Source organism: Pantoea dispersa (genome assembly GCF_014155765.1).
Taxonomy (GTDB): domain Bacteria; phylum Pseudomonadota; class Gammaproteobacteria; order Enterobacterales; family Enterobacteriaceae; genus Pantoea; species Pantoea dispersa.
On the sequence record NZ_SCKT01000002.1, the window covers coordinates 554,294 to 566,940 of the forward strand.

7 protein-coding genes are annotated in these 12,647 nt (G+C 59.1%); all 7 read left to right on the top strand.

The window, feature by feature from the left end:
- Positions 1-158: 158 nt before the first annotated feature.
- Complete coding sequence (locus H7K56_RS09400; RefSeq protein WP_021508714.1) at positions 159-1,382, top strand: nitrate regulatory protein; 1,224 nt, start codon at positions 159-161, stop codon at positions 1,380-1,382.
- Between the two features lie 262 nt (positions 1,383-1,644).
- Positions 1,645-2,907: a CmpA/NrtA family ABC transporter substrate-binding protein gene (locus H7K56_RS09405; RefSeq protein ID WP_150360175.1), complete on the top strand. Its 1,263-nt coding sequence runs from the start codon at positions 1,645-1,647 to the stop codon at positions 2,905-2,907.
- On the top strand, positions 2,907-3,779 hold the full coding sequence (gene ntrB, locus H7K56_RS09410; RefSeq protein WP_021508712.1) for a nitrate ABC transporter permease: 873 nt from the start codon (positions 2,907-2,909) through the stop codon (positions 3,777-3,779). Before H7K56_RS09405 ends, ntrB begins: the two co-directional genes overlap by 1 nt.
- 10 nt (positions 3,780-3,789) lie before the next feature.
- Positions 3,790-4,578, top strand: coding sequence for an ABC transporter ATP-binding protein (locus H7K56_RS09415; protein WP_021508711.1), 789 nt, complete (start codon positions 3,790-3,792; stop codon positions 4,576-4,578).
- 10 nt (positions 4,579-4,588) lie between these two features.
- Entirely contained in the window at positions 4,589-8,662 is a 4,074-nt protein-coding gene (nirB, locus tag H7K56_RS09420) for a nitrite reductase large subunit NirB (protein WP_150360176.1), read from the top strand.
- On the top strand, positions 8,659-11,280 hold the full coding sequence (locus tag H7K56_RS09425) for a nitrate reductase (protein WP_021508709.1): 2,622 nt from the start codon (positions 8,659-8,661) through the stop codon (positions 11,278-11,280). Before nirB ends, H7K56_RS09425 begins: the two co-directional genes overlap by 4 nt.
- Positions 11,277-12,107, top strand: a complete 831-nt coding sequence (gene cobA, locus H7K56_RS09430; protein ID WP_104187748.1) for a uroporphyrinogen-III C-methyltransferase — start codon at positions 11,277-11,279, stop codon at positions 12,105-12,107. The genes H7K56_RS09425 and cobA overlap by 4 nt, the downstream gene beginning before the upstream one ends.
- Positions 12,108-12,647 lie beyond the last annotated feature (540 nt).

Below are 12,647 nucleotides of genomic sequence, written 5' to 3' on the forward strand. Positions count from 1 at the left end.
TACGTTCTCGTCTCCACGCGGACCGGGATACTTTTTGGTCATAGAAAGATTTTTATGACCGGGCAGCCGCTGCGATTCTCGTGAAGAGAAATGAGGTGATACGAAAACGGCACGGCTTTTGCTTGACTCACTTTTTGGCATCAAAGGGTGGGGGAGCAATGGATGACGCACTGAGTTGGTTACAGGCCTCAAGGCAAAGCGATATTGCCAGCCTGCAACGCCTTCGCCAGACCGGCAAACTCATTACCACCGTCAGCGAGCTGGTGCATCAGCTTCAGCGCGAGCGGGGGGCGAGCAATCTGTGGATATGTTCAGAAGGCAGGCTTTACGGCGAGCAGCGGCTCGCCAGTGAGCAGGATGTGACGCGCTGCCAACGGGATTTTTGCCAGGCCTTACCCAGGGTTGAAGCCCAGCCGGGATACAGCCGCTTCTGCAACCTGATCGCCGCCGCGCTGCAGGCCCTGGCCGGATTACCGGCGTTGCGCCAGCAGATTACGCAACAGCAGATCGCGCACGCGCAGGCCGTTGCGGCGTTCAGTACCATTATCCGTAGCTTACTGAACCTGGTTTTTGAGGCCGCCGACACCGCCAGCCATCCTGACATTACCCGCGCGCTCATTGCGCTGTTCAGCTTTATGCAGGGCAAAGAGCTGACGGGACAGGAACGCGCCCTGGGAGCGGCCGGCTTTGCTGCCGGACAATTCAGCGCGGAGCAGCGCAGCGCCATGGTGGCCTTAATTGAAGCACAGGAACAAAGCTTTTCGACCTTCCAGCAGTTTGCCGATGAGGCGGTTTTACACCACTGGCAGCCGCTGGCGCAGGCCAGTCGTGAAATTGAACGACTGCGACGCATTGCCTGTACCGACGGTCGGCGGGACGACAGTGGCGCGCTGCACTGGTTTTCGCTGCTGTCACAGCGCATCGACCAAATGAAATTGCTGGAGGATCGGCTGTCAGCCACGCTGATGTTGCGCTGCCGCGAGGCGATCGCACTGGCACAGCATCAGGCAGCTGAACCTCTGCATGTGGCGCAGTCGGGCTGCGATTTTACATTATATGTCTCCGGGGTGGACTGGCTGCCCACCGAGTCCGGTGCGCTGAACAGCGACGGGCTGGCACCCCAGCTGGGTCGTTCACTGCTGTCGTTGATCACGGAGCAGTCTCAGCGTTTACAGCATCAGGCCAATGAGCTGGCCACCCTGCGCGCCACGCTGGAAGAGCGCAAACTGCTCGACCAGGCCAAAACCTGGCTGATGCAGCAGCATGGGCTGAGTGAAGAGCACGCCTGGCAACGGCTGCGTAAAAGCGCGATGGATCAGAATAAACGGCTACCGGAAATCGCCCAGGCGATCGTCACGGTGGCAGCCACAATGAAGAGATAACTCTAAAGCGTTAGCTGCACAATGCTTGTGCGTGGTCTGCGTCACAAACGTGCAAAATCGGTTAAAAAACCAGCCCGGCGAAAGCCCTGATCGCCACGCGCAGGGCCGTTTCAAAGCTGGCATGCAGTTTGCTTTACCCTATTAAGTGTATGCATTTGCTTTGCCAACGGCGGTAAAGCGAGTGCTTTTGGATAAAGGCGTCCATCTCCCTGTGAAAGCAGTGGAGAGGACGCCTTTTTTTATTTCCTGAGGGTGGCAAAAAATGAGCAAATCGCCAGTTTCACTGTCTCGACGTCAACTGCTGTTATCCAGCGCCGCCGCTGGCGGGCTGTGGCTGTTGCCGGGATTGCGCAACGCCGTATGGGCGGCGGGTTCCGATGCGCCAGAAAAAGCCACCGTGCGGGTGGGATTTATTCCACTGACCGACTGTGCGCCGGTCGTCATGGCCTCGGTGAAAGGCTTCGACAAAAAATATGGTCTGACGCTACAGCCCAGTAAAGAAGCCAGTTGGGCAGCCGTCCGCGACAAACTGATCTCCGGTGAGCTCGATGCGGCACACGTCCTGTACAGCATGATCTATGGCCTGCAACTGGGCGTTGCCGGCCCTCAGCATGCGATGGCGAACCTGATGACGCTCAATAACAATGGCCAGGCAATCTCCCTGTCGAACCAGCTTAAAGCGCAAAAGGTCACCGATGCCGCCAGCCTGAAAAAGACCATCGACAGCAAGGCCAAAGGCAGTCTCACCTTTGCGCATACCTTTCCGACCAGTACCCACGCGATGTGGCTCTACTACTGGCTGGCGAATGCCGGTATCAATCCATTTGATGACGTGCGCACTGTCGTCGTGCCGCCGCCGCAGATGGTGATGAATATGAAGATTGGCAATATGAGCGGCTTCTGTGTGGGCGAGCCGTGGAATCAGCGCGCTATCAGTGATGATATTGGTTTTACCGTCGCTACCAGTCAGCAGATTTGGCCCGATCACCCCGAAAAAATTCTTGGCACCCGCGCCGCGTGGGTGAAAGAGAACCCCAATACGGCGCGCGCGCTGACGGCGGCTGTCCTGGAGGCGGCACGCTGGATCGATGCCTCCGATGATAACCGCCGCGAAACGGCGCAGGTGCTGGCCGGACGCGCCTGGATCAACACCAAACCTGAGATTCTGCAGGGTCGCATGCTCGGCCAGTACGAAAACGGGCTGGGACAGAAATGGCAGGACCCGCATGCGATGCGCTTCTTCCATGACGGCAGCGTCAGTTTCCCGTATCTGTCCGATGGCATGTGGTTCCTCACCCAGCTTAAGCGCTGGGGAATGCTGACCGAGGATCCGGACTATCTGGGCGTCGCAAATCAGATCAACCGAATTGATATCTACAAACAGGCAGCGAGCGCCGTCGGCAACATCACGTTGCCCGGCAGTGAGATGCGCAGCAGCACCCTGATCGACGGCAAGGTGTGGGATGGCACGAATCCTGCCGTTTACGCCGCCAGCTTTGCCATTAACCACAAAGAGAGGTCGTGATGAAAAGCCAGACTCGCTCCCTGACGCAGCCTGAGACGCTGCCCACCCGGGCCACGGTGGTGCCCCTTCAGGTCACGCCAAAAAAGATGCGCTCGCCTGCGCGCCTGCGTCCGTTTTTGCAGCGTGCCATTCCCGCGCTGTGCGGTGTGATGCTTCTGCTTCTGATCTGGCAGATCGCGGCCCTTTCCAGCAAAGGCTTTCCCGGCCCGTACGCCACCTGGGAAGCGGCGAAAATCCTGTTCGCCGATCCGTTCTATAACAACGGCCCTAACGATCAGGGCATCGGCTGGAATGTGCTGGCCTCGCTGCAGCGCGTCGCTATCGGCTTTGGCCTGGCCGCGCTGGTGGGGATTCCCGCAGGCTTTCTGCTGGGGCGTTTTGCCTTTGTGGCACGCATGTTCAATCCGGTTATCGCGCTACTGCGTCCGGTCAGCCCGCTGGCCTGGCTGCCTATCGGCCTGCTGCTGTTCCAGCGCGCCGAACCGGCCTCCAGCTGGACCATTTTTATCTGTTCTATCTGGCCGATGATAATTAATACCGCCGAAGGTGTACAGCGCATTCCACAGGATTACCTCAATGTGGCGCGCGTGCTGCAACTGTCGGAATGGACCATCCTGCGCCGCATCCTGTTTCCCGCCGTTCTGCCTGCGGTGCTGACCGGGGTCCGCCTGTCGATTGGTATCGCCTGGCTGGTGATCGTGGCTGCCGAAATGCTGACGGGAGGCCTGGGGATCGGCTTCTGGATCTGGAACGAGTGGAACAACCTCAATGTTGAAAACATCCTGATTGCCATTTTGCTGATTGGCGTCGTCGGCCTGCTACTGGAGCAGGGACTGATGCTGCTGGCGCGTCGCTTTAGCTGGGATAAATAAGGGGAACACTATGCAACCTATCATTCGTGTACAGCAGGTCAGCCAGCGTTTTACCACTTCCGGCGGCGATTTTCTGGCGCTCGATAATGTTAGCTTTGATATTCATCAGGGGGAAACCCTGAGCCTGATCGGCCACTCCGGCTGTGGTAAATCCACGCTGCTCAACCTGATCGCCGGTTTAACCCGACCTACCAGCGGCGTCCTGTTATGCGATAACCGCGAAGTCACCGGCCCCGGCCCTGAGCGCGCCGTTGTGTTTCAAAACCACTCGCTGTTGCCCTGGCTGACGGCGTATCAGAACGTTGAGCTGGCGGTAGAGCAGGTGTTTAAAGGCAAGATGAACAAGGCGGAAATGCGTGACTGGATCGAGCACAACCTGAACCAGGTGCAAATGAGTCATGCCATGCATAAACGCCCCGGCGAGATCTCCGGCGGCATGAAGCAGCGTGTCGGTATCGCCCGCGCGCTGGCAATGAAACCTCGCGTGCTGCTGCTCGACGAACCCTTCGGTGCGCTGGATGCCTTAACGCGCGCGCATCTGCAGGACAGCGTCATGCGCATCCAGCAGGCGCTGAACACCACCATCGTCCTGATTACCCATGATGTGGATGAAGCCGTGTTGCTGTCCGATCGGGTACTGATGATGACCAACGGTCCGGCGGCGCAGGTGGGCGATATCCTGACGATCGACCTGGTCCGGCCGCGTTCACGCGTGGCGCTGGCGGATGACGTGCGTTATCACCAGCTGCGCCAGAAAGTGCTGCATTTTCTCTACGAAAAACAGACTTCGGCGGCATAAGGACGACACCATGAGACAACGGCTGCTGGTTGCGGGTAACGGGATGGCGGGCATGCACATGGTAGAAACTCTGTTGCAGCTGGCGCCGATGCGTTACGACATCACTGTGATTGGCCGTGAGCCGCACGGCAACTATAACCGTGTGCTGTTGTCGCCGCTGCTGGCCGGAGAAACCACCGTTGAGCAAACGCTGATCCACGACCCTGACTGGTATCACCGTCACGGCATAACATTGCGGGTGGGAGAGACGGTGGAACAGGTGAATATTGCTGAGCGGACCTTACGCACCGACCAGCGCCTGCTGCACTGGGACCGCCTGGTACTGGCGACCGGATCGCAGCCCTGCAGGCCGTCTGTTCCAGGCAGCGACCTGCCGCATGTCAGCACGTTTCGCACGCTGCAGGATGTGAACACTTTGCTGGCCGGGCACGGTCCGGTAGTGGTGGTCGGTGGGGGCTATCTGGGTATTGAAGCCGCCGCCGGACTTCAGGCGCAGGGACGTCAGGTCACGCTGATTCATCGTCAGTCACGTTTGCTGGACAGACAGCTGGATATCAGGGCAGGGGAATTACTGCTGGCTCAGCTCCGGGCGCGCGGCATTCGCTGTGAACTGAATGCCAGCCTTGCGGCGATCCGCACGGATAGCGTGATCCTCCACGATGGCCGTGTGCTGGCGGCGCAGCAGGTGGTGATGGCCATTGGTGTCCAGCCGGCGATCGCCCTGGCGCAGGCCGCCGGTATTCCCTGTCAGCGCGGCATTCTGGTGGATCGCCAGTTGCGCACTGCGCACGCCGGAATTTATGCCGTAGGCGAATGTTGTGAAATCAGCGGCGAGACCTTCGGTCTGGTCGCGCCCTGTCTGGCCCAGGCAAAGATTCTGGCGGCGCAACTGGCCGATCGGCCTCAGGGAGATTTCTACAGTGCGGCCACGGGCACCCGTCTCAAAGTCAGCGGCATTTCCCTGTTTAGCGCTGGTGACGTTCGCGAAGCCCCGTCTGTCACCAGTTTTGACCCGATCGCCGGGCACTATCGCCGCCTGTTCCTCAAAGACGGCCGACTGAACGGCGTGCTGCTGTATGGCGACTGCCAGCAAAGTGGCGCGCTGCTGAACCAACTCCATAATGCCGGACCGGTTTCTGTGAATACGCTGTTCGGCCTTGATGAACCTGAAACGCAGCCGCTGGCTGCAGGAAACCCTGTGATGAGCCAAACGAAACCTGTATTAGCCGTGGTGGGTCACGGCATGGTCAGCCACCATTTTCTGGAGCAGCTGGTCGCCCGTAACCTGCATCAGCATTATCACATTGTGGTCTACGGCGAAGAGCGCTATCAGGCTTACGATCGGGTTCACCTTTCTGAGTATTTCACCGGTAAAACGGCAACAGAGTTGTCGCTGGTGAGCGAGGATTTTTTTGCCCGGAACGCAATTGAACTGCGCAGCGATTGCCGGGTAGAGGCGATCGATCGCCAGCAGCGCAGCCTGCGTGACAGCGCGGGACGTGAGCTGGCCTGGGATAAGCTGGTGTTGGCCACCGGCTCCCGCGCCTTTGTACCACCGGTACCCGGCCATGACGCCGGGCGCTGCTTTGTCTACCGCACGCTGGACGATCTGGATGCCATCGCAGCTTGTGCCCGCCAGAGTCAGCGCGGCGTGGTGATCGGCGGCGGGCTGCTGGGGCTGGAAGCCGCCAATGCGCTGAAGCAGCTGGGGCTGGAGACGTACGTGGTTGAGTTTGCGCCGCGCCTGATGGCCGTGCAGCTGGACGACGGCGGGGCGCTGATGCTGCGGCAAAAGATCGACTCGCTGGGCGTGACGGTGCATACCTCGAAGCAGACCGAACAGATTGCCACCCAGCCTGACGGCAGTCTGGTGCTGCACTTTGCCGATGGCGGCGAGCTGACCACCGATCTGGTGCTGTTCTCTGCCGGTATCCGCCCGCGTGATGAGCTGGCCCGGAGCGCCGACATCAGCGTGGGGCCGCGCGGCGGCATTACCATCAATGATCAATGCCAGACGAGTGACAGCGACATTTATGCTATCGGCGAATGCGCGTTGTGGAACGGGCAGATTTTTGGCCTGGTAGCGCCTGGCTACCAGATGGCGCGTGTGCTGGCCGGGCATCTGGCGGCCGAACCGGCGCAGTTCACCGGTGCCGACATGAGCACTAAACTGAAGCTGCTGGGCGTAGAAGTCGCCTCCTTTGGCGATGCGCACGGCAAAACGCCGGGCAGCCTGAGCTACCACTGGGCCAACGGGCCAAAAGGCATTTACAAGAAGATCGTGGTTAGCGCCGACAATGCACGACTGCTGGGCGGCGTGCTGGTGGGAGACAGCAGCGACTATGCCACGCTCCTGCAAATGATGTTAAACGCCATGCCGCTGCCGACGGCAGCGGAAGCGCTGATTTTGCCTGCGTTGAATGGCGCGCCGGCCAAAGGGTTGGGCGTCGCTGCGCTGCCGGACAGTGCCCAGGTGTGTTCCTGCCATAACGTCAGTAAAGGCGATATCTGCCATGCGGTGCAGAGTGGCTGTGGCGATATGGCCAGTATAAAAAGCTGCACTAAAGCCGCAACAGGCTGTGGCGGCTGCGCCGCGCTGGTAAAACAGGTGATGGAGCTTCAGCTGGAAAACCTGGGCGTCGCTGTTAAAAAAGACATCTGTGAGCACTTCGCCTATTCCCGTCAGGAGCTGTATCACCTGATCCGTATTAATGGCATCAAAACCTTTGACGATCTGCTGGCCAGCCACGGACGGGGTTGTGGTTGCGAGGTATGCAAACCGCTGGTGGGGTCGCTACTGGCCTCGTGCTGGAACGATTACCTGCTGAAAACGGCACATTTACCGTTACAGGACACGAATGACCGTTACTTTGCCAATATCCAGAAAGATGGCACCTATTCGGTCGTACCGCGCGTGCCGGGGGGCGAGATCACGCCACAGGGCCTGATTGCCATCGGCGAAGTGGCCGTGCGTTACGATCTCTATACCAAAATTACCGGCGGCCAGCGTATCGATCTGTTTGGTGCGCGGCTGGACCAGCTGCCTGCTATCTGGGAAACCCTGCTGGAAGCCGGTTTTGAAACCGGTCATGCCTACGGAAAATCCCTGCGTACGGTGAAATCCTGCGTCGGCTCGACCTGGTGCCGTTATGGCGTGCAGGATTCTACCGCCTTCGCCATCGCGCTGGAGAACCGGTATAAGGGTCTGCGCGCACCGCATAAGATCAAGATGGCGGTGTCCGGCTGCACCCGCGAATGTGCGGAAGCACAAAGTAAAGATATCGGGGTCATCGCCACGGAAAACGGCTGGAACCTGTACGTCTGCGGCAATGGCGGCATGAAGCCGCGCCATGCGGAACTGTTTGCCAGCGATCTGGACGATGACACGCTAATCCAGTACGTCGACCGGATTCTGATGTTCTACGTGCGCACGGCGGATCGCCTGCAGCGTACCAGCGTCTGGATGGATAACATGGAGGGCGGGCTGGACTACCTGCGTGAGGTGGTGATTCATGACAGCCTGGGGATCGCCGCCACGCTGGAACAGGAAATGCAACAGGTGGCGGACACCTGGCAATGCGAATGGCAGACCACGCTGGCCGATCCCTCGCGACGTGCGCTGTTTACCGCCACAGTGAACAGCGATCAGCCGGATGAAACGCTGCACTATGCACGCGTGCGCGGACAGCGCCAGCCACACAAGGCTAGTGGTATTCCCCTGATGCATCTGCCCGCCGAACCCTGGAGCGAAATCTGCCCACTGGAGGCCATTCCGCCAGAGGCCGGCATCGGAGCCCGTCTTGGCAGCGTCCGTATTGCCTTATTCCGCATGGGTGATGACTGTTATGCGCTGGAGGATCGTGAGCCGGGCAGCGAAGCCAGCGTACTGTCACGCGGTATCCTTGGTGATGTTGCGGGGGAGCCGGTGGTGATCTCGCCGCTTTACAAACAGCGTGTACGCCTGCGTGACGGACAGAGCCTTGATAATCCCCAGCATCAGCTGCGTTGCTGGCCGGTTAAACTGGAGGACGGCCAGGTCTGGGTCGCAAACCGTCCGCTTAACCTGATGGCGCAGGCATCATGAAAACTACCTGCGCTTATTGCGGGGTGGGCTGCGGCGTCGAGGTCACGCAGCCGCAGAGCGCGTCGCCTCAGGTCAGTGGCGATACCCGTCATCCGGCGAATGCCGGGCGGCTATGCGTAAAGGGCGCGGCACTGGGCGAAACCCTGACACAGGCCGGACGGTTGCTGCATCCTCAGCTTCATCACCAGCGGGTCAGCATGGAGACGGCACTGGATGCCGCGGCTGATGGTTTGCGCAGGATTATCGATGCGCATGGCCCGGAGGCGGTGGCTTTCTACGGTTCCGGCCAGTTGCTCACGGAAGATTACTATGTGGCGAACAAGCTGATGAAAGGCTTTCTCGGCGTCGCCAACATCGATACCAATTCACGCCTGTGTATGGCCTCCGCGGTGACAGGCTATAAACGGGCATTTGGGGCGGATGCCGTACCGTGCTGTTACGAGGATCTGGATGAGGCCGAGGTAGTCATTCTTGTCGGCTCGAACGCCGCCTGGGCCCATCCGGTGCTGTTTCAGCGCCTGAAACAGGCAAAAGTGCAGCGCCCTGAGATGCAGGTTGTGGTTATCGATCCGCGCCGCACGGCCAGTTGTGAATTCGCCGATCTGCATTTACCGCTCCGGCCGGGCAGCGATCCGGCCCTGTTCTCGGGCCTGCTGCACTGGCTGGAACAGCATGACGGCATTGACGTCACGATGCTGCCGCATCTGGACGGTGTAGACACAACCTTACGGGCCGCGCGGCAGTGGGATGGTGCGGCGGTGGCAGCCCATTGTGATATCAGCCATGAAGTGATCGCCGCGTTCTACGGGTTGTTTACCCGGCATGAGCGCGTACTGACCTTATGGTGCATGGGCATTAACCAGTCACAAAGCGGCAGTGACAACAACAATGCTATTCTCAATGCGCACCTGCTGAGCGGCAAGATTGGCCGACCCGGCTGCGGCCCGTTTTCGCTGACCGGACAGCCGAATGCGATGGGCGGGCGGGAAGTAGGGGGGCTGGCCAACCAACTGGCGGCGCATATGAGTTTCACCGCAGAAGATTGCGACCGTTTACAGCGTTTCTGGCGCAGTCCGCGTATGGCGCGTGAGCCCGGCCTGACGGCGGTTGATCTGTTTGACGCCATTGACCGTGGAGCAATCAAAGCTGTGTGGATTATGGGCACCAATCCGGCGGTTTCGATGCCAGAAGGCAATCGCATTGCCCGGGCGCTGGCTGCCTGTCCGCTGGTAATTGTGTCAGACGTGCTGGCGCAAACGGATACCACCGCCTTTGCGCATATTTTGCTACCCGCGCAGGGCTGGGGGGAAAAGAACGGCACCGTGACCAATTCTGAACGCCGGATTTCCCGTCAGCGCGCGTTTATGCCTCCGGCCGGAGAAGCTAAACCGGACTGGTGGTTACTCGCGCAGGTCGCCCAGCGTCTGGGCTTTCATGAAGGCTTTACCTGGACGCATCCGGCAGCCATCTTCCGCGAGCATGCGGCGTTGTCGGGGTTTGAGAACAACGGCCAGCGCGCCTTTGATATCAGCGGTCTGGCCGGTATGAGCGACGCACAGTGGGATGCGATGAAGCCGGTACAGTGGCCAATCAACGCTCGTTATCCCGAGGGCTGCGCCCGGCTGTTTAGCGACCGGCACTTTTACCATCCTGATGGTAAAGCCCGCCTGTTGCCACCGGCCACGCCGCAGCCAGTGGTGTGCGAAACGGCTTACCCGTTATTAATGAACAGCGGACGGATCCGCGATCAGTGGCACACCATGACGCGTACCGGCCTGGTTCCCCGGCTCATGCAGCATTGTGATGAGCCATTTGCAGCCCTGCATCCGCAGGACGCACAACGCTATGGCCTGTGCGCGGGCGCACTGGCACGGGTGCAGTCCGACGCGGGCTGGGTGACGGTGCGTGTGACGCTGGACAGCGGTCTGCGGCGCGGTGAGATCTTTGTCCCTATGCACTGGAACCGACAGTTCAGCCTGCAGGGCACGGTTGGCGGACTGGTGGCTTCAACCCGCTGTCCAGTCTCGGCACAGCCTGCATTTAAACAAACCGCTGTGCGTATCCACCCGCTCAACGCCAGCTGGCAGGGCTGGCTCTGGCAGCGCGACGCAAGCCCGCCTGATGCGCTGCGCTACTGGGCGCGAACACCCTATGAGGGCGTGCAACGCTTTAGCGTGGCTGGAGACGGTTCACCAGAACAGTGGCTCATGGCAACGATCCCGCTGGCCGGGCTGCAACTGCAAACCGCTCATGCGGCGGAACCGCATTACCGCCTGCTGGCCTGGCGTAACGGTGAGCTGCACCTGGTCTTTTATGCAGGCGCGTCTTTACCCGAGATCAATCATGACTGGGTTGCGCAGGCTTTTCGCCAGGCACCTGTGAATGCGGCGGACCGGCATGCTCTGCTGGCGGGACAATCGGCACAACGTGCCGTGGCTGGCCGGACGATCTGTAGCTGCTTTGGCGTTGGGGAAAACACCATCTTACAGGCGATTAAACAGGGCTGTCACAGCACTCAGGCACTGGGTAACGCACTCAACTGTGGTACCAACTGCGGCTCCTGCCTGCCGGAGCTAAAACACCTTTTGCTTTCCGTTGCTGTACCGGAGGAAGAATGATGATTGCGATCAATCCTTTAGATAAACTGCTGGCGCCGGACAACGCGTCCAGCCCTGGCAAAGTCTGGCTGGTAGGGGCCGGACCGGGGGATGTGGAACTACTGACAGTCAAGGCGCTGCGCCTGCTGCAACGTGCGGATGTCGTGGTCTATGATCGCCTGGTCAGCGAAGCGGTGATGGCGGAAGTCGCCAGCAGCGCACTCTGTATCGACGTAGGTAAACAGCCGGGCCATCACGGCCTGAAGCAGGCACAGATTAATCAACTGCTGGTGGACCTGGCTGCCAGCGGGCGCAATGTCGTACGTTTAAAAGGCGGCGATCCCTTTATCTTTGGCCGTGGCGGTGAAGAGATGGTCAGTCTGCAACAGGCGAATATTGTCTGCGAAGTGGTGCCCGGCATTACCGCCGCCGTGGGCTGTGCGGCTGCCAGCGGCATTCCACTGACGCACCGTGACTGTGCCCAGTCATTGCGCTTTATCACCGGACACGGGCGCAGCGGCGAGCCGCAGTTGGATGCGGCGGCGCTGACCGCAACCAATCAGACGCTGGTGTTTTACATGGGGTTAAGCTGGAGCAGCGTGATTAGCGCCCGGTTACGGGAATATGGCCGCAGTGAGGCAACGCCGGTGGCGATCATTGAGAACGGTACGCGTCAGAACCAGCGGGTGCTGATCACCACGCTGGCCGGGTTGCCTGAAACTGTTGAGCAGCAAAAACCGGTGTCGCCGTCGTTACTGATTGTGGGCGATGTGGTGCGCTATTACCGGGCTGATCGAGTCGCAGCGCATGGGGAGGAGTTGGCGTTAAGTGATAGTGCAGTGCAGTGATGCTTAACGTGCCGAAGGAAGGGACACGGTTTTTACGGCTGGGGGATGAGACGGTCGCAAAAGCATTATCGGCGAATATGTTAGTGAGAGCCCCTACCTTAAGCGCCTTTCACATGAAACTGATGCCTGACAGTTACCTCACTCAGACATTTTTCTTAAGATTTTACCCTGAATAAACGCTATCGCTGCATTACACAATCGGCAATCTGTCGGACACTGAGATACGTTTGCATGGTATCCAGAACGCTTCATCACAACCTGACATTGACCACTGCCAGTCGCGCCATACTTTTATCTTCTCAGTCCAGGTAAACTTTATTCTGGCTGGTATAGGCTGGCCGAAATCTGTCCGAATAGAGGCCGAAAAAATTCTAACTGTCTGATTATAAAGAGATGCTTTGATTAGTATTGCTACCATTCATAAGCTGGTGGTTAGCGCATATCTCTTTGAATTTACTAGATTAAATGTGCGTTTTTTAACAAATATGCTATGTATATAGCATATCCACAACGGCATGATTTGCAAGGTCAGATTTTCAG

Excerpts from the sequence above, each read along its gene's own strand:
- H7K56_RS09400 (WP_021508714.1), top strand. The coding sequence starts at position 159 with ATGGATGACGCACTGAGTTGGTTACAGGCCTCAAGGCAAAGCGATATT.
- H7K56_RS09405 (WP_150360175.1), top strand. The coding sequence starts at position 1,645 with ATGAGCAAATCGCCAGTTTCACTGTCTCGACGTCAACTGCTGTTATCC.
- ntrB (WP_021508712.1), top strand. The coding sequence starts at position 2,907 with ATGAAAAGCCAGACTCGCTCCCTGACGCAGCCTGAGACGCTGCCCACC.
- H7K56_RS09415 (WP_021508711.1), top strand. The coding sequence starts at position 3,790 with ATGCAACCTATCATTCGTGTACAGCAGGTCAGCCAGCGTTTTACCACT.
- nirB (WP_150360176.1), top strand. The coding sequence starts at position 4,589 with ATGAGACAACGGCTGCTGGTTGCGGGTAACGGGATGGCGGGCATGCAC.
- H7K56_RS09425 (WP_021508709.1), top strand. The coding sequence starts at position 8,659 with ATGAAAACTACCTGCGCTTATTGCGGGGTGGGCTGCGGCGTCGAGGTC.
- cobA (WP_104187748.1), top strand. The coding sequence starts at position 11,277 with ATGATGATTGCGATCAATCCTTTAGATAAACTGCTGGCGCCGGACAAC.